This is a genomic window from Dongia soli (assembly GCF_034044715.1).
Taxonomy (GTDB): domain Bacteria; phylum Pseudomonadota; class Alphaproteobacteria; order Dongiales; family Dongiaceae; genus Dongia_B; species Dongia_B soli.
This window is the reverse complement of record NZ_JAXCLW010000011.1, coordinates 13508-39968: the sequence shown is the minus strand read 5'-3', so window position 1 is coordinate 39968 and position 26461 is coordinate 13508. Positions and strand designations below refer to the sequence as shown.

The following is a 26461-nucleotide window of genomic DNA, read 5'->3' as shown; positions in this document are numbered from 1 at the left end:
CCGGCACGCTCTTCAAGTGACGTTTTGCGCCGCGCCGCGGCGACGAAGCATCTCACCGACAACGATCAAAGCCAGCGTGCCCAGCAACATGCAGGAGCCGAGAGCCAGAATTTCCGGTAACCGGCTGGGGAACCGTAATTGCCCCCAAATGTACAGTGGCAGGGTGACGTCGGTGCCGGCCAGGAAAAAGGCGATGACGAATTCATCGATCGACGCGGTAAGGCATAGAATGATTGAGGCAGCGATTGCCGAAACCGAGAGAGGCAATGTGATCTTCAAGAAAGTGCCAATCTCATTGGCACCGAGATCCAGTGCTGCCTCTTCCAAGGTGCGATCCAAGGTGACGAAGCGGCTCATCATGATCGAGAGGCTCAGCGGCGTACAGAAGACGATATGCCCAATTGTAATAGCGGTCAGCGAATTGCCGAAGCCGATGGTTCGCAACAGGACCAGAAGCGAAATGCCCATGATGATCGAGGGCATCAGCAGCGGCATCATGCTGAGTGCGGTGAGCCCCTGCCCGCCCGGCCAGCGATAGCGCACCAGGGCGAAGCCACCGAGCACGCCGATCGTCGTCGACATCAATGATGCGGCCACACCGACCTTCAGGCTGTTGCCGGCCGCCGTCAGCAAGGCCCCATTGCGACCAAGGGCGATGTACCAGTCGAAAGTCCATTCCTTCAAAGGAAAGGCGACGTGAATGCCGGAATTGAAACTGAAAAGCAGAATGAAGACGGATGGCAGATAAAGGATAACCGCAAAGAGACGGGTATAAAACCATAGCCATTGGCGCCGCATGCCGCGCAGCATGGCGGAGACAGATAGATTGCCGCTGGCCGGCAGGTAGCTTGCAAGAGGTTGCTCGGTGGTCATGCATTGCTCCTGGCGCGCCGATGGCCGAGCGAGAAGAGAATCAGCAAGGGAATGCCCACGGTCAGGATGGTTGCAACCGACATGGCGGAACCGGCCGGCCAGTCATTGGCCTTGCCGAAGGCCGATTGGATGAGATTGGCCACCATCACACCTTCCGGGCCACCGACCAAGGTGGGCGTGATGTAGTCGCCGACCGTTGGGACGAAGATCAGCACCGCCGCCGAGATGACGCCCGGTGCCGAGAGCGGCAGGACGATCTTCAAAAAGACGCTCGCCGGACGCGCTCCGAGATCGGAAGCGGCTTCCAGCAAAGCGCGCTCGATGCGATCCAGCGAGACATAGATCGGCAGGATGGCGAAGGCGAGATAGGCATGGCTGAGCGCGATGATGACGGCGCCAGGATTATAGACCAGGAAAGCCAGCGGTTGATCGATCAAGCCAAGGCCCAACAGGGCGGAATTGAGCACGCCATTGAACCCAAGAATGATCTTCCAGCCGAAGATCCGCAGCAGATAGCTGGTGAAGAACGGCGCAGAGACGATTACCAAGAGGATATGCTTGGCCTGCCCCGCTTTGAAGGAAATGAAATAGGCGACCGGATAAGCCAAAACGATGGTGACGATTGTCACCAGCGCCGAGATAACGAGAGACCTGCCGAGCACACGCCAGAAAAGCGGCCGCGCGACATTATCCTGATACGCCGCCCAGGTGAAATCGGTGAACAAAGCGGCGGGATCGGTGCGCTGAAAACTGAGCACCGTGATCAATCCCAGCGCGATGACCACCGTCAAGATCGAGGTCACTCCCAGCGGTGTCAGCAAAAGATATCTGCCGACTCGTTGGCGCATGCTTCGCATTGTCGCCCAGTTCCATTGCTCCCCTGCCCGCATCTTCGGTTTGGAGATTTGAACGAGTCAATCGATTTTTCAAAATTTTGAAAATCTTTGTAGTTCTTTTCGAATCGCAGGCGGTTAATCCCGACCGTTGCAGGCGGCAGAACCCGACAGCAAGGCTCGCCGATGCTCCGCTCGGCGAGCCTTGTGCAGCTTGATCAACCCGCCTGGAATCTGTCGGCGTATTCGTTGCGCTTCGAGACGAACCAGCTTGCCTGTTCCGGCCACCACCAGAGTTTGTTCAGGGCATCGCCGGGGAAAGCCGATTGCAAGAACTTCTTCTGCGCTTCGGGCGCAGCATCAGCCGCCCCTTTGGCAACTGGATTTCCACTATAGGCCTGGGCCCAGGCCAATGCTCCTTCCGGCGTGTTGACCCAGGACACCCAAGCCTCGGCCTGGGCGATATTCTTCGCCCCCTTGAACAGCACGAAGGTCTGCAGCCAGGCGGCAGCGCCTTCCTTGGGGGACAGATAGCCGATCGGCAGCCCCTCCCTCTGCAAGGCCTGGGCCGAGGTATCCCAGCAATTGCCGATGACGCAACCATTGGTGCGGAAAGCGCCCTGTGCCGAATTCTCGTCCTTCCACCATTGTGCGACGTGACTTTTGAGTTCCAGTGCCTTTTTGATGATGACATCGTAATTTGCCGTCATCGAGGCTTCGTCCTTGAAGGAATCGTCATAGGGCTTCGGCAGTTTGCCTTCACCTTCTAGCCACCGCCCGATCGTCATCAGGCCGGAATGCGGCCGCACGGTCACCTTGCCGGCATATTCATCCTTCCACAGATCGCCGAGACTGGCTTGCGGATAGGTGAGCTTCACTTCATCGGTGTTGAAGGTCAGGGATTCTGTTCCCCAGACACTGGGCGACGCATAGAGCTTGCCGCCCATCTGGGCCGGCTTCATCGCCGAGCCGTTCATGATACCGGGTTCGATACCGTCGGCATTGATGTTCTTGTCGCCCCAGGGCTGCAGGAAATCCTGCTCGACCCAGTTCTTGATACGATCGGCTGTCGGCTCGCAGACATCGAAGCCGCCGGCCGCTCCGCCTGCCTTGGCCTGCGCGACCATCGCATCCTGGTCAGGTTGTTCAGTAAAATTGACGGTGATGCCCGTCTTCTTGTTGAAGGCGTCGAAGGCCGGCTTGAAGTCATAACCGGCCCAGCCCAGGAAATTGAATTCGCCCGAGGATGAAAAGGCATCCCGGACGATCCAGGGTGCGCCTAAAGAGACCGTACCGATGACGGCTGACGCCTTCAACAATCGGCGCCGGGATATCGCGCGATCAAGGCGCGCGACGGAATGGTGATGCTTACGCTTTGCCGTTTTACGCTTTGTCATGGAGTCCTCCTTCAACCCGTTAGTCATGCCAAGTTATTCTTTGACATTCCGATGGCTGAACTGACCGCTCCACCCCAAGCAGCCCATCGTCACCGATAGGCTCGAAGCCGGCAGGCCTCCGGCACATCGGCTGATCGCCGATGTGCCGGAGCGGTTCGTGGCATTAGGCCGACATGAACCTATCAGCATATTCGTTACGCTTCGAAACAAACCACGTCGTCTGTTCCGGCCACCACCACAGCTTATTCAGGGCATCGCCCGGGAAAGCCGCTTTCAGGAACTTCTTCTGCGATTCCGGTGCCGCATCGGCACCGCCCTTAGCCACCGGATTACCCGACCAGGCAATGGCCCAAGCGAGCGAGCCTTCGGGGCTGTTGATCCAGGAGATCCAGGCTTCGGCCTGGGCGACATTCTTCGCCTTCTTGAACAGGACGAATTCCTGCAACCAGGCCGCAGCACCTTCCTTCGGCGAGATATAGCCGACCGGCAGGCCTTCCTTCTGCAGCGCCTGGGCCGAGGTATCCCAACACTGACCGATCACGCAGCCATTCGTACGGAAAGCACCCTGGGCGGAATTTTCATCTTTCCACCACTGGGCGATGTGGCTCTTCAGCTCGATCGCCTTCTTCAGAATCGCATCATAGTTCGCCACCATCGACGCTTCATCCTTGAACGAATCGTCATAGGGCTTCGGCAACTTGCCTTCAGCTTCCAGCCAGCGGCCAATCGCCATCAAACCGGAATGCGCACGCAGCGTCACCTTGCCAGCATATTGATCCTGCCACAAATCGCCCAGGCTCGCCTGAGGATATTCCAGCTTGATCTCATCCGTATTGAACATCAGGGCTTCCGTTCCCCAGACGCTGGGCGAGGCATAGAGCTTGCCGTCGACTTCGCCCTGCTTGGCGGCGGAGCCGTTCATGATGCCCGGTTCGACGCCGTCGAGATTGATCTTCGCGGTGTGCCAGGGCTGGATGAAACCCTGCTCGACCCAGTTGCGCACCCGATCGGCGGTCGGCTCAGAGATATCGAAGGTATCGCTGCCGCCAGCTTTCGCCTGGGCCGCCATCGCATCCTGATCGGGCTGCTCGTTGAAATTGATTTTGATACCGGTTTTCTTGTGGAAAGCCTCGAAAGCCGGCTTGAAGTCATACCCGGCCCAGCCGATGAAATTCAATTGGCCGGACGAGGAAAAAGCGTCGCGCACAAGCCAGGGCGCGGTCACGGCCGCGGCGCCGAGCGTTGCAGTCGTCTTCAGCAGCAGGCGGCGCGAAAAGGCGCGCGCGCTAGCGGCTGTCGAATGAGTTACGTCACGTTTCTTCAAAACATCCTCCTTGGTGACCTATATCGTGATTGGCTCCGGTCGAAGCGCAGGCGGGCGGAATCTAACCACCCCCTATTGCAATCTTGTGACCAAATTCAAGCAGCGCGAGCGAGAGCTGGGGATAAGTTGCGCGAAATCGCAAATAAATCTTGCGATCTCGAACTCCGCCAGCCGAACGCCCTTTTCAATATTTTGCCTGACAATGCATATCGCCCCCGTTTGCTGCGTCCCGCCTCATGGACGTTCATTATTTTGTAATTATTCAGCAATCGATCATAGCCGAAGGAGTTGAAAGAAGACAATGACGATCCTTTTCGCGGTTGCAGCATATCCTTTCATGACAGACCAATGCTCAAGGAATGACGAGCTTCAGAAGAGGCAGGTCAGGGCGCGTTTGCGATTTCGAACATAGGTGGCCGGAGTCATTTGCAGTAAAACGAGCCGCGCGCGTCCGAAAATGAAAAGCTCAAGGAGAGTTCATGACCACGCCGCGCACCTTGCTGCAACACGCCAATGCGCCCTTACATCCAAGCGCGCTTTCGCAATCCGCCGTGATCGTGATCGATGCTCAGGAGGAATATCGCTCCGGCCGCCTGCCCTTGCCTGGGATCGACGCGGCGACTGCTGAGATTGCGGATCTCCTCGCCATCGCCAGGCAGCATCACATGCCGATTTTTCATGTCCTGCAACAAGGTCGTCCGGGTGGCCTGTTCGATCCGCAAACGCCGTTCGCCCAGGCCATACCGACGCTTGCCGCCAAGGATGGCGAACAGATTGTCGTCAAATCCTTGCCCAATGCCTTTGCCAAGACATCGCTCGATGAGCTGATCCGGGCCAGCGGCCGGACTGAGCTGATCATTGTTGGCTTCATGACCCATATGTGTGTCAGCGCGACGGCGCGCGCCGCCCTCGATCTCGGATATCGCTCCACCATCGTGGCCAATGCGACGGCAACCGGCGATCTACCGGACCCTTTGCAAGGCTCGACAATTACGGCCGCAGAACTTCATCGCAACGCCCTGGCCGCCTTGGCCGATCGCTTCGCCATCGTGGTGCGGGATGTCGCCGCTTTGACCAAAGGGTAAGTTCAGCGTCGAATAGCCGCAGATGAATGATCGCATTGGCCTTGGGATGGAGGTAACATTGCATCCGCCGCCCTGCCGATCGAGGAACCGCAATGAATAGAGAAGCAGTCGATCCCAGCGATGCCATCGAGACGATGATACTGCCGCGCAGCAGGGATCTCGGCGGTTTCGAGGTCAGCCGCGTGCTGCCGGCGATCGGCAAGCGAATGGTGGGCCCTTTCATCTTCCTCGACCAGATGGGGCCAACGACATTGTCGCCTCAGCATGGCCTTGATGTACTGCCTCATCCGCATATCGGCCTTTCCACGGTCACCTATTTATTTGAAGGCACAATCGTGCATCGCGACAGCGTGGGCTCGGTTCAGGCGATTGAGCCGGGCGCCGTCAATTGGATGACGGCGGGCAGCGGCATTGCTCATTCCGAGCGGACACCGCCGGAACAGCGGCAGCAACCGTCCAGGATTTTCGGCATCCAATCCTGGGTGGCCTTGCCCAAGAGCCAGGAAGAAGTCGCACCGAGCTTCGTCCATCATGGGGCCGACACGCTGCCTCACTTCGAGATGGAGGGCAGCCAGGTTCGCGTGATCGCCGGATCGATGTTCGGTGCAACCTCGCCGGTCGCCACTGCCTCTCCCCTGTTCTATGCGGAAATACGCATGTCGACCGGAAGCAGCTTTGGCGTGCCGGCGGAATTCCAGGAGCGAGCCATCTATCTGATCGACGGACAGATCGAACTCGATGGCAAGGTCTTCGATGCCGCGCGTTTGCTGGTTCTGAAACACGGCCCCGCCTTTCGATTGAGGGCGGTGACGCCGGTGCATCTTTTGCTGCTTGGCGGCGAGCCGATGGACGGGCCGCGTTATATCTGGTGGAACTTTGTCTCCAGCTCCCAGGCTCGAATCGAAGCTGCCAAGGCGGATTGGAAGGCGAGACGGTTTGACCGGGTTATCGGCGAGACGGAGTTCATTCCGCTACCGGAATGAAGAAAAATTGCGACCTCGATCTCGCCGGCTGTCGCCGAACGGTCATCGAGCTGAGACAAAGAGGTAAAGATACGGCGGCATAGTTGCTCCTTATGTCAAATCTAGCCGCCCTTGAAATGGAGCCTATCGAGCTCAGCTATGCCAGCCAATGCGACGGGCTGGTGGCGCGCGGCTTCATCCACCTCACTGAAATTCTGACCGGCCAGATCAAGCTGAAACGGCTTTACGAGCTCTATCGGTCGGAAATGCGGGGTCGCATGGATTTCTGGGTGGCTGCGATGCGGCTGCTCAACATCAGCATCAGATATGATGCCGCCAAGCTGGCAGCGGTTCCGAGGAACGGGCCGCTGGTCATCGTTGCCAATCATCCCTTTGGCCTGGTCGACGGTTTGCTGATCGGCAATCTGACCAATCACATTCGGTCGGATTTCAAGGTTCTCACGAATGCACGGCTCTATCCGCCCGATGCCGATGTGCAGCAATATATTCTGCCGATCGATTTCGACCCCACCGAGGCTGCCCGCCAGACCAACCTTGCCACGCGCGCGGCGGCCCGAGCTCATTTGAAGGCCGGTGGGTGCCTGATCGTTTTCCCCGCCGGCGGCGTGGCCACTACGCCGACTCCCTTTGCGCGGCGGGCCATCGATTTGGATTGGAAGCCCTTTACGGCGCGCCTCATACACGAAGCGAAAGCCAGCGTGCTGCCGATCTATTTCCACGGTCAGAACAGCCGCTTATTCCAGATCGCCAGCCATATCAGCATGACGGCCCGCCTCGCCCTTCTGCTGCATGAAGTCGCCAATAAGATGGGGCGGCAGTTTCGTGCGACGATCGGCGATGTCTTTGCCTATGAGCAGGTGCAGCCGATACGCGATAGCCGGGCTTTATGCCGCTTCCTCAGAGACCGTACTCATTCGCTCGCTGACTGACCGGCAGCAGCCTTACACTCAAGCCGCCAAACCGCGTCAGGCGTGTGCTTCCGTCTCATGAAATGAATCATTGGCCACATTCTGCAGCATTCCGATATGGGCATTGTCCGGTTCCGCTAAGCGGCCGCGATAGAGGCAAGCAATCAGATCCGACTGGCTAACCACGCCGACAAGCCGGCGATCGTGATCGATGATCGATACATGATGCAAACCGCTATCCGACAATAACGGAACCAACTGAACGATATGCGTGTCATCCCGTGCCGTCGGCACCGATGAGGTCATGATATCGCCAACCGTTTTCCGGCGGTGCTTGCGGCCCCACCCTGTGCGTCGGATCAAGCGGCTGAAGCGTGCTTCGAAGCCATCGAACCGGTCCTGGTCGATTTGCTTGACGAAATCCTCCAGCGTGACAACGCCGAGAACGTGACGGGAATGGTTGTCGATCACCGGCAAAGCCTTCAAACGATGCCGCCGCAGCAGCGTCCAGGCATCCTGGAGATCCGTTGACGGATCGACGGCGATGACATCGCGCGACATGATATCGGCGCAGAGAATGTCACCGAAGCGCCGCCGATAGGCATGCATCTCCGTCTGCAAGAACAGATTTTCAAGATCGTCGCGGCTGATATCCAGGAGCTCGCGATATTCTTTCAGCACTTCATCCAGATCGGCGGGGACGAAACCGAGACGATCGCCCGGTTTCGGATCGGCGGTCCGATGGATATTCGTGTGCACCACCTGTGCCACGTGCGGATAACGATGCCGGGCGAGATTATTGAAGATCAAGGCAGCCAGCAGCAGGAAAACGGAGTTCAACCCCACCGGCAGCACCACAAACCCATAACCGAGATTGTGAATTGCTGGACCGCCAAGCACGGCGGTCAGGGCCACCGCGCCACTGGGTGGATGAATGCAGCGCAGCACAAACATCGCGCCGATCGCTACTGCTACCGCAACCGCGGCGGCAAGAAAGGGATCGCTTAGATAGAGCGCGGCGGTCACACCGATCGTCGCAGAGACGAGATTGCCGCCAATGATGGACCAGGGCTGAGCGAGCGGACTGGCCGGCACGGCGAAGAGCAGGACGGCGGATGCACCCATTGGCGCAATCAGCAGGGGAGACGCGCCGTCGGGTCCCAGAACGTAGCGGCTGGCAAGTCCGGTGAAGACGATACCGAGTAATGCGCCGACGCAGCTCCGCAGCCGTTCCCAGCCGTTGCCTGTCATCGGCCCCGGTACAAAACTCCGGAGCCAGCGTATTAGTCCCTGCACGATAAGCTATTCCCGAAAGCGAGGCCGAAGATGGTCGCCATGTAGCGGGCGATGCCGGAAATAGCAAGTCGCGGAGAATAAATTCTTATTCGAGCCGGATAAACTAAAACGGTAAAATCTTCTTTTTGGTATACCACACGTCTTTCGCGATTGCGAACCGCTCTGTATCATCGCTACCGCTGATTGTTGCTGGGGCAGGGAGCCTTATCATCCGTAATGATCCAACATCTGCTTTCCGGCTTCCTCGATGTAGTGCTACATGCCTCGGTGATCGGCCTCGCCTGCTTAGGGATCGGCTGGTATAAACGGGCGGTCGACAACCTCCAATCCTCGATACGCTGGCTTATTTGGGGCCTCATTTTCGGCGGACTTGCCGCCCTGACCATGCTCCAGCCAACCTTGCCGCTGCCCGATTTGCTCATCGATGTAAGAGCAACGATGATCGCGTTGGCCACCTATTTCGGTGGCTGGGCCGGCGGATTGGGCGCCACTGCGATCACCATGATCGTCCGGCTCTGGATCGGCGGATCGATGGCATTGGTCGGTATGGCCGGTATCGCCGTGGCCTTCATCGGCTCTTTAATATTGCTGCAATGTTTCGCCTATCGGCGCGGCAATCTGCGTCTATGGCAATGGTCGCTGCTCGGCCTCATAGCCGGCATGAGCGGCAGCGCTCCCTCTTTTCTGATATACGAGCCGAGCCAAGCCTGGCGGTTGGTCAGCTTGGGCGCGCCCCAACAGACCGCGGCTGTCTGCCTCAGCACCATCAGCTTTGCCTATATCATCATGCGTGTCGATCAATCACGCCGTAATCAACAGGCCCTCGCCCTGCGCGAGCAGCAACTCGTGGCCGCCAATGAAAAGCTGACCGCATTAATGCGGCAATTGGATCAGCGCAATGCCGATTACGCGGTGGCGCTCGAAAAGGCGGAAGCGTTCAGCCGCGCCAAATCGCAATTCCTGGCGAATATGAGCCACGAGTTGAAAACTCCATTGAACGCGATCCTTGGCTTCTCGGATCTCCTGACCCTGCCGGAAACCACATTGGACAGTGGGAAGATCATTCCCTATGCGGCCGACATCAACCGATCGGGACAGCACCTGTTGAAGATTGTCGATGATGTCCTGAGCATGGTGCGGATCGAAGCCGATACCATCGTCGCCGAGCGCGCGCAATTTCGGCTCGACAAGCTTGCTGAAGATGCGATCAACAGCCTGCGCCCCCTGCTGCACGAGAAGCAGCAACGCATCGTTACCAAGGTGGACGTAGAATTGCGCGGGAACGGCGATCCGGCGCTGATGCGACAGGCCCTGATACATGTGATCAGCAATGCGGCTAAATTCAGTCCACGCGGCGCCCTGATCCGAATTGAGGCCGAACAGATCGACGACGGTACGACCGAGCTCCGTATTATCGATAGCGGCGACGGGTTTGACGACGCCACGCGCGAAGATGCGTTCCAGCCCTTCTGGCAGCGTGACAATTCGAATTCGCGAGAATATGGCGGCCTCGGCCTCGGCCTCAGCATCGCTCAACACTTCATCGAAATACAAGGCGGCAAGATCAGTATCGATCGGGCCGCGTCCGGCGGTGCTTGCGTACGATTGCAGATCGCCGCCGCATTCGGCGAGGCTCCGTCCAGCAATTGAGTTCGATATCTGTTGCTACGACGCGGCCTGCCAGGCCCTCGCCATGGCCGCGGCGGCCATTGCGTCATAAACCGTTCGCCGCTTCTGGCGGTCCTCAGGCTCTGCGTAGATGCCGACGATGACTTTGCCGATGCCCGGCACGCCACAGGTCACCGGCAGGAGCAAACGGTGATATTTGGCCAAGGCTGATCCACCGATCGAGCTGTCAATCATCCAATAGACCGGCGCCAGTCGATCCACCATCTGATCATAAGGTGCGAGCAAGGCGCCGCGCGCATGATCCGGCACAGCTTCATCCAGCAACTGTCCCGTCCAGTCGCCACCATCATACTCCGTCACGGCGTGGCCGGAGAGCACGACGCGCCAGCGTGGATAGCGTGAATGATAATCCGGCTTTTCCGCCGCAATGATACCGATATGGCCGAACCAGGGACGGAAATCTTCGGGCATGAAATCCGTTCGATCGGGCATGCGGCGATGATGGAGGCGGGAATGCCAGAGGGTATAGAGATCCTGCAATTGCTGCTGGGGAATGTGCATGCTTCCTCCTGCGGCGATTTCTCAGCCAGTTTGCAGCAAAGATGCGGAAATTTGAAGGTAAAGCCGCGAATGATCGACACACGCTCCGCATTTTCCAAGTCATCCGTTATTGCAAATAAAAGCTGTCTTTCTGCGAGCACACTCGTCTTTACGAAATATAAATTTCTTTACCTCAAATGTAAGAATAACCGCGTCTCCGATGCTTAGAGGCGACAGAGAGAATTTTGGGGGAAATCAAATGTCGAAGGGACAACTCGGCGTCGCACTGGGCCGTTTGTCATTAAGCGCCAAGATATTGTTGTCGGTGATCGGCGCCCTGCTGATCGGGATGGCGGCGATGGCCTATATCCTGTCATCCAAGAGTTCGAACACCACCGAAAAAATGGCGCTAGAAAATGGACGCTCCCTGGCCAGCGGCATCACCTCTCGCGTGCAAAGCAATTTGAATCCCGGCTTCAAGACCATCGAGGCGATACGTGACGCCTTTATCGGCTTGCAGGGCAAAGGCGTTACCGACCGCATGATGTATTTGGCGATGATTGAAAGCGCGGTCAAAGCCAATCCGCAATATCTGGCGATCTGGACAGCCTGGGAACCGAATGCAGTAGATGGCAAGGATACGGACTTCGTCAACAAGCCGGGCCATGATGCCACTGGTCGTTTCGTGCCCTATGTCGTCTATAAAGACGCCAATAATGTCGATCTGACGCCACTGGTCGATTACGACAAGCCGGGCCCCGGCGACTATTACTTGTTGGCCCGAAACTCCGGCAAGCCGCAGATCGTCGAGCCCTATCCTTATCAAGTCAATGGCAAGACCGTCGTGATGACCAGTCTGGTGACGCCCATCATCATCGACGGCAAGATCAAGGGCGTTGTCGGCCTCGATCTTAATCTCGAAAGCATTCAGACCAGCCTTGACGCGATTAGGCCTTATGAAACCGGCAATGTCTCGCTGATTTCCAATCAGGGCAACTGGGCAACGTTCCGCGATACCAGCAAGATCACCCATCCGATCGACGCAGAAACCCCCTCGCTCACCCAGACGAAGGCGGCGATCGCGGCCGGCCAGCCATATACATATTCAGATTACTCGAAATCAGCAGGCACGACTGTATTCCGGGTGTTCGAACCAGTTACCATCGGCCAGACCACAACGCCCTGGTCGGTGATGGTCAACCTACCCCAGGATAAGATTTTGGCGCCCTCGCGTGAGTTGACCACGTTCATTCTGGTCGCTGCAGCCGTGTTGATCATCATCATGGCGATCATCATCACATTCCTGGTGCGCGGCCTGATCGCCCGTCCCCTGACAGGCCTGACGCAGACGGTCGGCGCCTTGGCTGAAGGAAATACCGCGGTTGACGTTCCCTCCACACAGCGCGGCGACGAGCTCGGTGTGATGGCGCGGGCGATCGATGTGTTCCGGGGCAAGCTGATCGAGATGGATGAAATGCGCCAGCGCCAAGCGGAAGCCGAGCGCGAAGCGGAAGTGGAAAAGAAGCGCTTGATGAACGAGCTTGCCGACAATTTCGAAAGCAGCGTTCAAGGCGTGGTCCAGGCGGTCTCGTCCTCGGCGACCGAGTTGCGGGCCAATGCCCAATCGATGTCCAGCGTCGCGGAAGAAAGCACGCGGCAGGCTTCGGCAGTCGCTGCCGCGGCGACCCAGGCATCGGCAAATGTGACGACCGTTGCCGCAGCTTCCGAAGAGCTCTCCGCCTCTATCGGCGAGATCAGCCGGCAGGTCTCGGACAGCACCAATGTCGCCCGCGCCGCGGTGGATGAAGTTGCGAAAACCGGTGAGACAATCGAAAGCCTCGCTCAGGCGGCCGACAAGATCGGCGGCATCGTCCAGATGATCAATGACATCGCGAGCCAGACCAACCTGCTGGCTCTCAATGCCACGATCGAAGCCGCCCGCGCGGGCGAGGCCGGCAAAGGCTTCGCCGTGGTTGCCTCCGAGGTCAAATCCCTTGCCAATCAAACGGCGCGGGCGACAGACGAGATTTCCGGTCAGATCGGCAGCATGCAGGAGATCACCCGCCAGGCGGTCGATGCCATTCAGCATATCAGCAGCACCATGGGGCGGATCAGCGAGATCTGCAGCACCATCGCCGCGGCGGTGGAGGAGCAATCGGCAGCAACCCAGGAAATCTCCAACAACGCGCAGCAGGCCGCGGCCGGCACCGATGAGGTCAATCGCAATATCACCGGTGTCTCCGAGGCGGCTCAGGAAGCGGGCGGTGCCTCAACCCAGGTCCTCACCGCTGCAAGCGAATTGTCGTCGCAATCCGAGATGCTGAAGATGCAGGTCGACACCTTCATCGCCAGGATCAGGGCCGGCTGAGGCATTACGCACAAGCATTAAACAAAAAGGGCGTTCCCGTGAGGAACGCCCTTTTCTTTGCGCGATGCGATCTTACGGTGCCGCCACCACCATGGCGGTGAACGGCCAGACATAAGCCTGCAACATGACCAGGATGCCAACCAGGCAGGCCAGCGCAATCGAATGCCAGAAGACGAAGCGCAGGATCGATCCCTCATGGCCAAACCAGTTGGTTGCCGTCGAAGCGACGACAATCGATTGGGCATCGATCATTTTGCCCATTACACCGCCCGATGAATTGGCAGCGCTCATGAGGATCGGTGACAATCCGAGCTGTTGCGACGTAATCTTCTGCAGGTTGCCGAACAAGACATTCGAGGCCGTATCCGATCCGGTCAAAGCAACGCCCAACCAGCCGAGCAAGGTACCGAAGAAAGGATAAAGGACGCCCGTCGTCGCAAAAGCAAGGCCGAGGGTCGCATCGATCCCCGACAAGCGGGTCAGCGTGCCGATGGCCAGCATTGCCGAAATGGTGATTAGCGAATAGGCGCAGACCCGGATCGTTCCGCCATAGGCCTTGACCAGGCGTCCCGGAGAAAAGCCCATAAGGAAGCCAGCAATGATAGCCGCGATCAGCATACCGGTGCCGGTGTAAGACAACCAGGTAAAGGAGAAGACGGCCCCTTCCGGTGTCGGCTTCGCCACGACGGGCGGCACCTTGGTGATCATCTTGTCGAGACCCGGCACCGGATAATTCCAGGTCGCCCAGGCATTCACCGCAGTTTTGAACCACCGGGTGCCCCAAACCAGCAGCACCACGCAGACAATGATCCAGGGCAACAGCGCCATCCAGACTTGGTTGTTGCTCGGCCTGGTTTCCGGCTCCCGCGGGACAATCCGCCCCTCACCGGAAACATCGCGACTGCGCAACGCCGGCGAGGTCCAGACTTCCCTCGGACGCCAGATTTTCAAAAAGCCGATCAGGCAGGCCATCGAAATCAGCGAGGCACCGACATCGACGATCCAGGGATTGATGTAATTGGAAATCACGAATTGTGGTACGGCGAATGAAATGCCGCAGACCAGGATCGCCGGCCAGATCTGCAACATCCCACGCCAGCCGGCGAAAGCCCAGATCAACCAGAAAGGAACAATTAAAGAGAAGAAGGGCAATTGCCGCCCCACCATCGCGCCGAGCAGGTAAGGATCGAGACCCGTTACCTGCGCCAGGCCCTGGATCGGGGTGCCCAGCGCACCGAAGGCGACGGGTGCCGTATTGGCGATCAGCGACAGGCCAGAGGCCGCCAAAGGCGAGAAGCCCAATCCGATCAGAATGGCGCCGGTGACAGCTACGGGCGTTCCGAAGCCCGAGGCGCCTTCAAAAAAAGCGCCGAAGGAGAAAGCGACCAGCAGCAGCTGAAGGCGCCGGTCATTGGTGACACCGCCGATCGCGGTTTTCAGGACATCGAATGCCCCTGTCTCCACAGTTAGGCGATAGAGGAAGATGACGTTGAGAACGATCCAGCCGATGGGAAAAAAGCCGGTCACTGCGCCTAGGACGGTCGCACGCAGGGACAATTCTGCCGGCATGGTGAAGGCAAAGATGGCGACGAGGTTGGCGACGATCAACGCAATGATCGCCGCGATATGCGCCTTGACCTTGTTGGAGGCAATCAGGATCAGCAGCACCAGGACGGGCAGGGCTGCCACGATCGTCGACCCCGCCATCGATCCCAATGGATTATATACTTGCTCCCACGTCATCGATTTCCCCCTTCGATGTTGGTGTTTGTTATCGACCTGGTGAGTTCAGCGAAACATGCGTTCTCGGACCGCTGCCGCTTGCCCGGAAAGTCCGTCGTTTGCAAATGCCTCGAACAGTGCAGTCGGCGCCAAATCAATGCGGTCACTATCCGGCTTAATCGCACGCAAAATCGCCTCGCCTTGGACTAGACGAGGTTTCTGAATTTAAGTGAACCGGAAATGCGAACGCATCCAACCTCCATGATCGATGGCGTAGACCGCCTTCACCCTCTCGATCAATACGGGCTGAAACTTGTCATCAAGAACCTACTATGATTCTCGCAGGCGGGCAAATTGACCTTTAGACCAATGATGTTGCCGACAAAATAAACCCGGCAGCGTTCCCGCTGCCGGGTTCATAATCGGCCAGATCATTACTGGCTAGAGCCAGATCCGCTGGGTGCGGGTGCCGTGCCGCTCGGCGAGGGTGCCGCTGACGGCTGGCCTGACTGGTTCGCAGAATTCATTTCGGAAGCCTGGGCCTCCTGCGTCTTGAAGCTCGGCGCCGCCTCAAGCTGTTCCTTCGAATAATTGACCTTTACCGCCTGCCGCTCCGGCTGCAGATCGATTTCTTTCCACTGCAAGCCTACCGGCTTCGCGCCGATGCCGAGCACGCCCCCCACCGACAGGACGACACCCTTCGCCGTCCCGTCCCTATCGAACAGCACGTCCTTTACCTTACCGACTTCTTTGCCGTCGGCGTTGTACACCTTCATGCCGATGAGCTTATCGGCACGGATTTCCCCGCTGCTTTCGGCCGCGATGATCGCATCCCCCGGTGGCGGGGTCGGCGCCTCTGCAGTGGTAGAGGTCGATGCATCCGGCGTGGCGGAGGGCGTCGGTGCAGGAGCAGGCGCCGGCGATGTAGTGGTGGGTTGGTTGCTATCCTGGGCGAGGGCCGGCGCAATACTCACCGGCATGGCGGCGACGCTCAGAACGGCGGTCGTTAACAGAAAGCGTTTCAGCATCTCGCATCTCCTTCCTGCCGTTTCCGGACGTGATAATGCCGGACGCTTCCGGCACTGACTGTCCAGACGATTAGCGAGCAAGACTCACGTAAGGCGGCTGGCTGGCACGCTCAAGCTGACTGCATTCACGCTATGGTGAGATTTGCGTCATATCCGTCCCCACCTCGTCACAAGCCCGTGACGAGGTGCCGGCATCTCTAAGGTGGAGTGCAGGGTGACTGAAATTTTATGAAAATTAGGACAAATGCTTGTTCAGAAATGCCAGACTGCGTTTAAGTGCAGCCTCATGGCTGGTTGCGTTAAACGACTCGCGTTCGTCACAGCTGAAGCCATGACCGGCGCCCTTGTAAACATGAATTTCGATTTCAGGGCGCGTTTGGCGAATCTTCTCGACATCGGTGAGCGGAATGCCGTGATCGTCTTCACCGAAATGCAGCAGTACCGGCACTTTTGGCTTCTCACCCGCATGGGCTGCGATCATTGCGCCATAATAGCCAATGGCACAAGCGAGACCGTTAAGCCGCGCTGCCGATAAAAAAGCCAGCGATCCGCCCCAGCAATAGCCGATGGTCGCAATCTTGCCGACATCAGACAGCGCCTGAATGCCCGCCTGAACGTCAGTTAACGTATCTGTCAATTGAACCTGGCTGCGCAGTTTAAGACCGCGTTCCATGCCCGTCTGGTCATAGCCGAGCTCCACATTGCGTTCCGCACGGTCGAACAAGGCAGGCGCCAGAGCGACATAGCCTTCCGCAGCGAAACGATCGGCCACAGCCCGTATATGATGATTGACGCCGAAGATCTCCTGCAGCACGACAAGTGCGCCTTTCGGGCGGCCGGCAGGCTCCGCGCGATATCCGCTGAGTTTGAACCCATCGGCGGCCTTCAATTCGACAGTATGTCCCATTTGCGTACCCATTCTGTAAAGATGCGTCCAACTATATTCATAATCGGAATGGCTATTCTACGCCCCCATCCCTGGGCTTCAAGGGTGGATGCTGCAAGCGGCTCAAGCGCAGCGGCACTTTGCGTCATCATTTAACTTGCGTCTTCGGAAATCTCTTACTCAAATGCTGGCGGAAGCCTGCGCTTTTTCGTCAGCTATTGCTCAGACGCGAAAGTCATATTGCGATACCGCGACGACCTGTCGATTATTCCCGGCAAGAGATACGATACGTATGACACAGCCACCGCTCAGGAAAACACATCGCGTCGATACACGCCCACCCTTTGATTGCATTGCATTGCTGTTACAAGGCGGCGGTGCGCTCGGCGCCTATCAAGCCGGCGTCTACGAGGCGCTTGCCGAAGCGGGACTGCAACCTGACTGGGTGGCGGGTATTTCGATCGGCGCCATTAATGCCGCATTGATCGCCGGCAACGCGCCGAAGGAACGTGTCGCGAAATTGCGACAGTTCTGGGAAGAAGTCACCGTGGTGGGGGGAACGGGTTGCGGGGATAGCTGGTTTGCACCGCTGCTGCGCGGTGATGCAACGCGCACGGCCTTGAACCAAATCAGCGCGTTTCAGGCAGCGACTTTCGGCGCCCCCGGATTCTTCGCGCCCCGTCTGCCGGGACCATGGTTCTATCCCCCCGGCATGCATCAAGCGACCAGCCTCTATGACACGAGTTCCCTGCTGACCACGCTCGAGCGTCTGGTGGATTTCGATCGCCTCAATCATGACGGAATGCGGCTCAGCGTCGGTGCGGTCAATGTCCGCAATGGCAATTTCAGTTATTTCGACACGACGACGCACAAGATCGGCCCGCTTCATGTGATGGCGAGCGGTGCCTTGCCGCCGGGCTTTCCTGCGGTCGAAATCGAAGGCGAGTTCTATTGGGATGGCGGCCTGGTATCGAATACGCCGCTGAGCTGGGTCGTCAATAACGAGCTGCGCCAGGATACGCTTGCGTTCCAGGTGGATCTCTGGAACGCGCGCGGCGTATTTCCGCGCGACTTGGCGGAAGTCATGATGCGCCAGAAGGAGATTCAATATTCGAGCCGGACGCGTGCCAATACCGACCAGTTCAAGCGCATGCAACGCTTGCGTTGCGCACTCGGCAATCTGCTGTCGCAATTGCCGCCGGAGCTACGCGAGAGTGACGAAGCGAAACTGCTCGGCACCGTCGCATCCCATAAGGTCTACAATATCGTGCACCTGATCTATCGCACGGCCAAATATGAAGGTCATTCCAAGGACTACGAATTCTCCCGGCAATCGATGGAGGACCACTGGCGTGCCGGCTATTATGATGCGGTGCGGACGCTGCGCCATCCCGAGGTGTTGCAGCGGCCCACCAATCTGGAAAGCGTGAGGACCTTCGATCTCGGCAGCGATGCACGTGATTGAAGGCCCGGCTCATCGTCGCGAGAAATGGCTTTTCAGCGCATCGAAGCCTGCCTGATAGACAGCCTGGCGGAAAGTGTTCACCAGTTCCTGGCTGCGTTGCGGCTCGCAATCGAAATCCGAATACCATTCGACGACGCAACGGTCGCCGTCAGTGACCGGCGTCAATTTGAGCGTGGACACATAATTGACCACGCCGAAGGGCGAGTCGAGAATCACATAAGTATAGCTATGGTCACGATCAGATAAGGCGAGAAGCTGTTCGCGGAAATTTGCTCCGTCCCGCAAATTGAAGTTTCGGATGCAGCCGATCTTGTCTGGAGCCAGCCCATCTTCGATGCGGCTGTCTTTGATCGCCGGATGCCATTGCGGCAAAGCGTTGAAATCGCGAATTCGCTTCCAGACCTGTTCAACTGGCGCGTCAATGACGCTGGAGACCGAAGCTCTTGGCATATAACCTCCTTCGCCGCTCTTTGCGAAATGCCCCAGGCGGTTGACGACGCCTGGGTTGGTCAGCCCTCCCACAACGCGACCGGATTTTCCAAAGTGCCGATCCGGTCGATTTCGATCCGCACGCGATCATCCGGCGCAAGATATTTCGGCGGCTTGAAACCGACTCCCACGCCGGCCGGCGTTCCGGTTGCAATGATATCGCCGGGCTGCAAGGTGATGCCAGCGGAAATGCTTTCGATGAGTGTCGGCACATCGAAGATCATATCCCGCGTATTGCCGTTCTGGCGCAATTCGTCATTCACCCAGCAGCGAATATTGGTGTTCTTGAGATCGAATTCGACGCAGCTGACCAGCCAGGGCCCCATGGGACAGAAGCTGTCTTGAGACTTGCCGATCAGCCACTGCTGATGATCGCGCTGCAGGTCTCGTGCGGTGACGTCGTTGACGATCGTATAACCCCAGACATGGCTTAGTGCATCGGCCTTGGCGATATGGCGACCCCCTCGCCCAATAACCACGGCAAGCTCGGCCTCGTAATCGATTTTCTTGCTGACTTTGGGATCTATCCGGATGGTGCAGTTGGGGCCGATGACACAATCCGGTATCTTGGAGAAGATGATCGGGACCGATGGCAAGTCTTCCTTTGCCTTATCCGCCTCGAAGCCGCCTTTGCTGAGCTCCTGAACATGATCGCGATAATTCTTGCCGACGCAGAAAATATTACGCCGGGGCCTTGGAATCGGCGCTTCCAGTTTCACGTCCTTGAGCGGGATCGGATCGCCCGCATCCCGTAAGGTGCCGCCGCCGGCCGCGAAATCGATGAGAGCGAGAACGCCGGCTTGCTGGCCGGAAGAACCAAGATCGATCGGTTGGATATAATCACCGCTCGGCAAAAGACGACAGACCGAGCGAGCGCCGCGATACGTGAACGTGGCAACGCGCATGTGCCTCCCCTCTAATTCTTAAGCCAATGTTGAACCATTGGTCGCTTGGCCGGAAAACTGTTTCAGGAAGACAGATCGAAGTCAATCGCGATCAGGAATGACGCCATATGCCTTGCGATTCCGCACCCAGAATGATGCGGTCGAAACCCGATTTCGGCAGATGCCACCGGCGCTTGCCAGCAAATGAACGCAAGTGCGTTTGTCCAAGCCACCTTCAGGCGGTGGCGGCATCCTTGCGTAGCCCGGACAGGAGAAGATCGACCGCTGTTTCTGACAAATGCGCAGGTCCGACACCGTGCTGGTCGACCCCCATCAGGCCGCCACGGACTACCCCGATAAAAATGGCGGGCAGAACATCCACATCAACGGCGCGGAATTCATTCTCATCAATGCCGCGCTGGAGGACCTTTCGGAAAGCGGTCATGATCAGGCCCCGACGCTGACTAAATTCCTCTCGCCACTGCACGATGAGCTGCGGACGGTCGCCGGTCAGCAGCCGCAGGGCCGAGACCTGATTGCCGAGCAGATTGAAAGACAGCCTGAGCAATTCGCTCAAGGCCTGGGTGGCCGTGATATCGGCTGACAGGATTCGCCCGATTCCCTGTTCCAATTGCTCCAAGGCTTCGCGGAAAACCTCGAGAAACAGCTCGTCTTTCGAGTCGAAATAGCGGTAGATCGTCGGCTTCCCCACGCCTGCCAGGCGGGCGATGTCGTCCATTTGGACAGCATCATAACTATCCCGGGCGAACAGCGCACCTGCTGCGGTCAGGATATTGCGGCGTCGCTTTTGGCGCCAATGCTGCTCCTCCCCGGGCTCACTTTTCGAGGAGAAGATGGCTATTTCGGCGGATTCAGGAAAATTTTCTGATGGCATTCATTGAAACTTTAACTTTAGAGTTCTAGTCTAAGATAAATGATCTGGTATGATCAAGTCATAGAACGCAGAATCTGAAAGTGGCCCGGGCAACACCATGCTGGCGCAGGATCTAGCGTCACATGGCGTAGAATGATGTCTAGGGCAATTCTCGGTGCGATCATCAGTCGATCGAACATCGATCGTAATCCAGGTAAGGCTGAATGAAATCGAAACTCTTGTTGATCGCCGCCGTCGCGCTGGCCGGGCTCGGCTATCTTGCCGTGCGCGGATTCGGCGATGGTGACGCTGCGCCCAATCCCAACGCGCATCATAGTCAGCCTGGATTGCCGGTCTACGCGGCGGAAGTCGTGCAACAGCCGATGCCACAACAGATCGCCACGGTCGCCCGGGTACAGCCGATGGCGACGGTTGCCGTCCAGCCCCGTATCGAAGGCGTGATTGCCAGCGTCAATGTCCAGGAAGGCCAGGAAGTCAAAGTCGGCGACGTGCTCATGACATTGGATGACCGGGCCCTGCAGGCGGCCTTGCGCCAGGCTCAGGCCAATCTCGCCAAGGACCGTGCGCAACTCGAAAATGCCAAGCGCAATGTCAACCGGTTGGTGCCGCTGGCGGCAAAGAACTTCACCTCGGCACAGACCCTGGACCAGGCAAAAACCGATGTCGCCGCCTTCGAAGCGACAGTTGCCGCCGATGAGGCCCAGGTCCAGGCGGATCAAGTCGAACTGAGTTATACCGTCATCACGGCACCGATCTCCGGGCGCATCGGCAGCATCAATTCCAAACTGGGTAATTTGGTGCGTCAGGCGGACACGACGCCGCTGATGACGATCAATCAGCTCCGGCCGATCTATGTCGCTTTTTCCGTGCAGCAAAATTATCTCGACGATATCCAGGCGGCGATGCAGGCCGGCCCGGTGCCGGTCGCGGCCACTTTCCCCGACGCCAAGCAATTGCCGTCGATCGTCGGCCAAACCCCGCCCGCCCAGCAAGGTGAGGTCGCCTTCATCGACAACACCATCGATTCAGCCAGCAATACCCTTACCGTTAAGGCCAAATTCAACAATACCGATGAACGTCTCTGGCCAGGCCAGTATGTCAATGTCGTCATGACGCTAAAGACCGATCCGAATGCGATCGTGGTCCCTGCCGATGCGCTGCAGATCAGCCAGCAGGGCTCCTATGTCTGGGTCATCAAATCCGACATGACCGTGGAAATGCGCCCGGTGACCGTGGCGCAACGGATCGACGACAAAGCGGTCATCGCCAAGGGCCTGTCGCCGGGTGAAAAGGTCGTCACCGAGGGCCAGATGCGGTTGGAGAATGGCGCCAAGGTTTCGGTCGAGCAACGTAAGGCCGAACAGGCGACCTCGGTGGAGGCCATGCAGTGACACTGCCGGAGCTTTGTATCCGCCGACCGGTCATGACCACCCTGCTGATGATCACTTTCGTGGTCATCGGCATCTTCGGATACCGCCTGCTGCCGGTCGCGGCCCTGCCGCGGGTTGACTTTCCAACCATTCAGGTATCCGCCTCCCTGCCCGGCGCAAGCCCGGAAACCATGGCCGCATCGGTGGCAACGCCGCTGGAACGGCAGTTCATGACGATTGCCGGTATCAATACCATCACCTCGACCAGCACCCAGGGCTCCACCGATATCCAGCTGCAATTCGATCTCAATCGCGATATCGACGGCGCCGCTCTGGACGTCCAATCGGCGATGACCACGGCCGCCCGGCAATTGCCCGAGGAAATGACGACGCCGCCCAGTTTTCGCAAGGTGAACCCGGCCGACTCGCCGATCCTGTTCCTTTCGCTGACATCGGATACGCTGCCGCTTTCGGCTGTCGATGAATATGCCGAGACTTTGATCGCCCAGCGCATATCGACCTTGCCCGGCATCGCCCAGGTTCAGGTCTATGGTGCGCAGAAATTCTCGGTACGGGTTCAGCTCAATCCCAATACCCTGGCCGGCATGGGCGTCGGTTTCGACGACATCCAGAATGCCGTCAATGCGGCCAATTCCAATACCCCTGTCGGCTCGCTCAGCGGCACCGATCGCAGCGCGGTCATCCAGGCCAATCAGCAGCTCACCGAAGCGGCGCAATATCGGCCGCTGATCGTCGCTTATCGAAACGGCAATCCGGTCCGATTGGGCGATATCGCCAATGTCGTGGACAGCGTTGAAAACGACAAGACCGCGAGCTGGTTCAACGGCAGGCGCACGATCCTGCTGGCGATCCGGCGCCAGCCCGATGCCAATACCGTTGCCGTCGTCGATGCCGTCAAGGAGATGCTGCCTTATCTGAATGCGCAGATTCCCGCCTCGGTAAAGCTGAATGTCATGCTCGACCGCTCGGAATCGATCCGGGCGTCGGTCGCGGACGTGCAGTTCACGCTCGCTTTGACCATTGCGCTTGTCGTGTTGGTGATTTTCCTGTTCCTGCGCAACTTGACCGCCACCCTGATTCCGGCCGTCGTGCTGCCGGTCTCGTTGGTCGGTACATTCGCCTTGATGTATCTGATGGGTTATTCGATCGATAACCTATCGCTCCTGGCCCTCACGCTTTCCGTCGGTTTCGTGGTCGACGATGCCATCGTCATGCTGGAAAACATCGTCCGACATATCGAGGAGGGCGAAAAACCCTGGACCGCGGCCATGAAGGGGTCGCGTGAGATTGCTTTCACCATCCTGTCGATCACCCTGTCGCTGGTCGCCGTTTTCATCCCGGTTCTTTTCATGGGCGGCATTGTCGGCCGTCTGTTCCGTGAATTCGCCGTCACCATCAGTTTGACCATCCTCATTTCAGGCTTCGTGTCGCTGACGCTCACCCCCATGATGTGCAGCCGGCTGCTGCGCGCAGGCGGCCACAATACCCAGCATGGCCGCCTCTATCGCTTCTTCGAGGCCGGCTTCGATGCGATGCACCGGCTTTATGACGTCACGCTCTCCGCCGCCCTGCGGATCAAGCCGATCGTGCTCCTCATCACCCTGGCGTCTCTCGGTCTCACCTTCTATCTGATGAGTGTGGTGCAGAAGGGCTTCTTCCCGATCGAAGATACCGGGCAGATTTCCATCACAACCGAAGGACCGGAAGATATCTCCTTTGCCGGCATGACAGTGGTGCAACAGCAGGCCGCCGCCATCATTGCCGCCGACCCCGCCGTATCGACGGTCAATTCCAGCGTCGGTTCATCAAGCGCAGGCGGTGAAAATTCGGGCCGCATGTTCGTCGGGTTGAAGCCGCTGGAAGAACGCAAGGTCTCGGTCAGCGATGTGATCAACCGCCTGCGGCCGAAACTGTCGCATCTCCCTTCCCTGAAGGTTTATATGCAGCCGGTCCAGAACATCCAGGTCGGCGGGCGCTCATCCAAGAGTCTCTATCAGGTCACCATGCAAGGGACGGATCTGGATGAATTGAACAAGACAGCACCGGAATTCGAAAAGCGGCTTGCCGCTTTGCCCGGGCTTCGCGACGTGACCAGCGACCTGCAGATCCGCAGCCCGCAAATCTTCGTCGATATCGATCGTGACCGTGCCGCACTGCTCGGTATCACCACGGACCAGATACGTAGCACGCTTTATGGCGCCTTCGGCAGTCGGCAGATCGCCACGATCTATCAGCCGAGCAACGATTATGAAGTCATCCTGGAAGTCCTGCCGGAATTCCGCCAGAACGAACAGACGCTCAGCAGCATCTATATTCACAGCAGCACCGGCCAGTTGGTTCCCCTTGACTCCCTGGTCACGATCCATCGAAAAGCCGGGCCGCTCAGCGTCAACCACCAGTCACAGCTTCCATCGGTCACCGTCTCCTTCAACCTCGCGCCAGGGATCTCGCTGGGCCAGGCGGTCGATTCGATCAATCAGGTAAAGACCGATATGAAGCTGCCGCCGACCATCACAACCAGCTTCCAGGGCACGGCGCAAGTCTTCCAGGACTCGCTCGCAGGCCAGGGACTGCTGTTGTTGGCGGCAATTTTTGTGATCTATGTGGTGCTCGGCATTCTCTATGAAAGCTTTATCCATCCGATCACCATTCTTTCCGGTCTGCCCGCAGCCTGTCTTGGCGCCTTGATCACCCTGATGCTGTTCAAGACCGATCTGAACGTCATCTCGATCATCGGCATCGTAATGCTGATCGGTATCGTCAAGAAGAATGCCATCATGATGGTGGACGTGGCGATCGTCCATCAACGTGACAAAGGCATATCGGCGGAACAGGCCATGCGTGAAGCCTGCCTGCTCCGTTTCCGGCCGATCATGATGACGACCATGGCCGCGATCATGGGTACCTTGCCGATCGCCTTGGGCCATGGGGCTGGCGCCGAATTGCGCCGACCGCTCGGCCTCGCCGTGGTCGGCGGCCTCGTCGTCTCGCAGTTGCTGACGCTCTACATCACGCCGGTCATCTATATCTATTTCGAAAAGCTCTCGCGGATGTTCAAACGGCAACGCAGCGGCGAACTGGTTCATCCGGCCGAATGATGAGGATGGTGCGGTCTACATCGCTTCGAAATAGCGGGCTTTCTCGGCAGCACTAACCGCGCGTTGCAGTGCGTGGAATTCATGGCGGCGCGACTGGGCGAACCGCTCGACAAATGCGTCGCCGACAAACCCGCCGCGACCTTGCTGCCGGACAAAGCCTCCGCTGCCAAGCGCAAGTCATGCGGTAAAATGCGCGTGCCAACCGGGACATCGACCCTGCCGTCGCTGATCACCGGCACCGGCGGTTCGATCCGTTGTTCCATGCCCCATAGCCCGGTGCCAAGCAGCATGGCAAGTGCCAGATGCGGATGCACATCTGCGCCCGGCAGACGGAATTCGAGACGACAAAGATTGGCATTGTCCGTCACGGCGCGGATCGCAGTTGAATAGTTCTGCACGCTCCAGGTCGCGGTGCGTGGCGCCCAATTGCCGGGCGACAATCGGCGATAGGCATTGACCGTATGCAGGGGCAAAGCCAGGCAATCCGGCAGCAGGGCAAGAACGCCACCGATAAAATGCCGCATGGTCGCGCTCATACAGTCGGGACCGTCGGCATCATAGAAGAGATTGCGTCCGCGCTTATCCCGCAGGGAGAGGTGAATGTGACCGGATAGACCGGGTGCGTTCGCATCGGGCTGTGACATGAAGACGGCCGTCTGGTTGCGACGGCGGAAGAAGGCCTTGGTGTAAAGCTTGAACAAGGCTGCCTCGTCGGCGGCCCCAATGGCATCCGTTGCGGCGAGCGTGCCTTCCAGGCAGCCGGGTCCCAATTCCATGCCAAGTCCCAGGAGACCAATCCCGCCATCACGCAACAAAGCCTCCAGCTCGCAGATCGGCTCGGCATAGATGGGCGCACTGAGACCGTCCCAACAGCGATTGTCCACCGCCCAGGGCGTGAGCCGCATGAACTCTTTATCGCGCAAACTTTTTGCCGTTTCGTCGTAAACCAGCCATTCGAATTCAAAAGCGGTCTTAACGACAACGCCTAGCTTGGCCGCACACTCGACCTGTCGACGCAAGACGGCACGCGGCACGGTCTCCGCCTGATCCCCGGTATATTCGGCCAGCAGCATGATAGCGCCGGATTCGAATGGATAAGGCCGGGCGGAAGCCGGATCGATCCAGACGGCCTCACCGACGAAAGGGCCCGGACCGAAAACCGCGTCGCTGACATCCCATTGATTGACGACATTGCAGAAGGTGCCGCCGGGGCCGAAGACCTTGTCGATATCGGCAACGGCGAGGCGGCGCTCGCGAAAGCCGCCATCAAGATCGATCATCCCGATATGGGCGATCCTGGCCTGTTGGCGCACCGCCTTACCGGCCGCCTTCTGACGCGGTGATCTGGCCATGAGCTTCCTCCCCCG

Annotated in this window: 21 protein-coding genes; 8 read left to right on the top strand and 13 right to left on the bottom strand. The window is 58.3% G+C overall.

The genetic code is table 11. The features are described from left to right. Positions 1 to 12: 12 nt before the first annotated feature. The 4 genes from SMD27_RS22185 to SMD27_RS22170 all read right to left on the bottom strand — a co-directional run bounded on the left by SMD27_RS22185 (position 13) and on the right by SMD27_RS22170 (position 4427). On the bottom strand, positions 13 to 873 hold the full coding sequence (locus SMD27_RS22185) for an ABC transporter permease (protein WP_320510638.1): 861 nt from the start codon (positions 871 to 873) through the stop codon (positions 13 to 15). Continuing rightward, complete coding sequence (locus SMD27_RS22180; RefSeq protein ID WP_320510637.1) at positions 870 to 1721, bottom strand: ABC transporter permease; 852 nt, start codon at positions 1719 to 1721, stop codon at positions 870 to 872. Before SMD27_RS22180 ends, SMD27_RS22185 begins: the two co-directional genes overlap by 4 nt. Positions 1722 to 1924: 203 nt before the next feature. Beyond that, the gene (locus tag SMD27_RS22175) at positions 1925 to 3103 is read right to left on the bottom strand and encodes an extracellular solute-binding protein (RefSeq protein ID WP_320510636.1); all 1179 of its coding nucleotides are present in this window, start codon (positions 3101 to 3103) and stop codon (positions 1925 to 1927) included. 163 nt (positions 3104 to 3266) lie between these two features. Continuing rightward, on the bottom strand, positions 3267 to 4427 hold the full coding sequence (locus SMD27_RS22170) for an extracellular solute-binding protein (RefSeq protein ID WP_320510635.1): 1161 nt from the start codon (positions 4425 to 4427) through the stop codon (positions 3267 to 3269). A gap of 479 nt (positions 4428 to 4906) precedes the next feature. On the opposite strand from SMD27_RS22170, the gene SMD27_RS22165 reads away from it, so the two are divergent. From SMD27_RS22165 to SMD27_RS22155, 3 genes are all read left to right on the top strand, one after another. Further along, positions 4907 to 5512, top strand: coding sequence for a cysteine hydrolase family protein (locus SMD27_RS22165; RefSeq protein ID WP_320510634.1), 606 nt, complete (start codon positions 4907 to 4909; stop codon positions 5510 to 5512). A 92-nt stretch (positions 5513 to 5604) separates the two neighbouring features. Then, positions 5605 to 6495, top strand: coding sequence for a pirin family protein (locus tag SMD27_RS22160; RefSeq protein ID WP_320510633.1), 891 nt, complete (start codon positions 5605 to 5607; stop codon positions 6493 to 6495). Positions 6496 to 6587: 92 nt separating this feature from the next. Next, positions 6588 to 7424, top strand: coding sequence for a lysophospholipid acyltransferase family protein (locus SMD27_RS22155; RefSeq protein WP_320510632.1), 837 nt, complete (start codon positions 6588 to 6590; stop codon positions 7422 to 7424). 36 nt (positions 7425 to 7460) lie between these two features. Here SMD27_RS22155 and SMD27_RS22150 read toward each other — a convergent pair whose 3' ends face one another. Next, complete coding sequence (locus SMD27_RS22150) at positions 7461 to 8654, bottom strand: HPP family protein (protein WP_320510631.1); 1194 nt, start codon at positions 8652 to 8654, stop codon at positions 7461 to 7463. 261 nt (positions 8655 to 8915) lie between these two features. Between SMD27_RS22150 and SMD27_RS22145 the strand changes: the two genes are divergently transcribed. After that, positions 8916 to 10349: a sensor histidine kinase gene (locus tag SMD27_RS22145; protein ID WP_320510630.1), complete on the top strand. Its 1434-nt coding sequence runs from the start codon at positions 8916 to 8918 to the stop codon at positions 10347 to 10349. A 15-nt stretch (positions 10350 to 10364) separates the two neighbouring features. On the opposite strand, the gene SMD27_RS22140 is transcribed toward SMD27_RS22145, so the two are convergent. Beyond that, positions 10365 to 10889 carry a PAS domain-containing protein gene (locus SMD27_RS22140; RefSeq protein WP_320510629.1) on the bottom strand — a complete coding sequence of 175 codons (525 nt, stop codon included), beginning with the start codon at positions 10887 to 10889 and terminating at the stop codon, positions 10365 to 10367. Between the two features lie 238 nt (positions 10890 to 11127). Here SMD27_RS22140 and SMD27_RS22135 point away from each other — a divergent pair, with 238 nt between their 5' ends. Next, positions 11128 to 13236 (top strand): methyl-accepting chemotaxis protein, encoded by a 2109-nt coding sequence (locus tag SMD27_RS22135; RefSeq protein WP_320510628.1) that lies wholly within the window; start codon positions 11128 to 11130, stop codon positions 13234 to 13236. Positions 13237 to 13308: 72 nt separating this feature from the next. On the opposite strand, the gene SMD27_RS22130 is transcribed toward SMD27_RS22135, so the two are convergent. From SMD27_RS22130 to SMD27_RS22120, 3 genes are all read right to left on the bottom strand, one after another. Beyond that, complete coding sequence (locus tag SMD27_RS22130; RefSeq protein WP_320510627.1) at positions 13309 to 14979, bottom strand: L-lactate permease; 1671 nt, start codon at positions 14977 to 14979, stop codon at positions 13309 to 13311. Between the two features lie 413 nt (positions 14980 to 15392). After that, entirely contained in the window at positions 15393 to 15986 is a 594-nt protein-coding gene (locus tag SMD27_RS22125) for a PRC-barrel domain-containing protein (protein ID WP_320510626.1), read from the bottom strand. Positions 15987 to 16221: 235 nt separating this feature from the next. After that, positions 16222 to 16893 (bottom strand): dienelactone hydrolase family protein, encoded by a 672-nt coding sequence (locus SMD27_RS22120; RefSeq protein ID WP_320510625.1) that lies wholly within the window; start codon positions 16891 to 16893, stop codon positions 16222 to 16224. 271 nt (positions 16894 to 17164) lie between these two features. On the opposite strand from SMD27_RS22120, the gene SMD27_RS22115 reads away from it, so the two are divergent. Next, positions 17165 to 18337 carry a patatin-like phospholipase family protein gene (locus SMD27_RS22115; protein WP_320510624.1) on the top strand — a complete coding sequence of 391 codons (1173 nt, stop codon included), beginning with the start codon at positions 17165 to 17167 and terminating at the stop codon, positions 18335 to 18337. 9 nt (positions 18338 to 18346) lie between these two features. On the opposite strand, the gene SMD27_RS22110 is transcribed toward SMD27_RS22115, so the two are convergent. The 3 genes from SMD27_RS22110 to SMD27_RS22100 form a co-directional block, all read right to left on the bottom strand. Further along, positions 18347 to 18787, bottom strand: a complete 441-nt coding sequence (locus tag SMD27_RS22110; RefSeq protein ID WP_320510623.1) for an SRPBCC family protein — start codon at positions 18785 to 18787, stop codon at positions 18347 to 18349. A 59-nt stretch (positions 18788 to 18846) separates the two neighbouring features. Further along, the gene (locus tag SMD27_RS22105) at positions 18847 to 19731 is read right to left on the bottom strand and encodes a fumarylacetoacetate hydrolase family protein (RefSeq protein ID WP_320510622.1); all 885 of its coding nucleotides are present in this window, start codon (positions 19729 to 19731) and stop codon (positions 18847 to 18849) included. A gap of 214 nt (positions 19732 to 19945) precedes the next feature. Next, on the bottom strand, positions 19946 to 20605 hold the full coding sequence (locus SMD27_RS22100) for a TetR/AcrR family transcriptional regulator (protein WP_320510621.1): 660 nt from the start codon (positions 20603 to 20605) through the stop codon (positions 19946 to 19948). Positions 20606 to 20808: 203 nt separating this feature from the next. Here SMD27_RS22100 and SMD27_RS22095 point away from each other — a divergent pair, with 203 nt between their 5' ends. Together SMD27_RS22095 and SMD27_RS22090 are read left to right on the top strand one after the other, a co-directional pair. Next, positions 20809 to 21996: an efflux RND transporter periplasmic adaptor subunit gene (locus SMD27_RS22095; RefSeq protein WP_320510620.1), complete on the top strand. Its 1188-nt coding sequence runs from the start codon at positions 20809 to 20811 to the stop codon at positions 21994 to 21996. Then, entirely contained in the window at positions 21993 to 25094 is a 3102-nt protein-coding gene (locus tag SMD27_RS22090; RefSeq protein ID WP_320510619.1) for an efflux RND transporter permease subunit, read from the top strand. Before SMD27_RS22095 ends, SMD27_RS22090 begins: the two co-directional genes overlap by 4 nt. On the opposite strand, the gene SMD27_RS22085 is transcribed toward SMD27_RS22090, so the two are convergent. Next, positions 25079 to 26446: a type I glutamate--ammonia ligase gene (locus SMD27_RS22085; RefSeq protein WP_320510618.1), complete on the bottom strand. Its 1368-nt coding sequence runs from the start codon at positions 26444 to 26446 to the stop codon at positions 25079 to 25081. The genes SMD27_RS22090 and SMD27_RS22085 overlap by 16 nt on opposite strands. Positions 26447 to 26461: the final 15 nt, after the last annotated feature.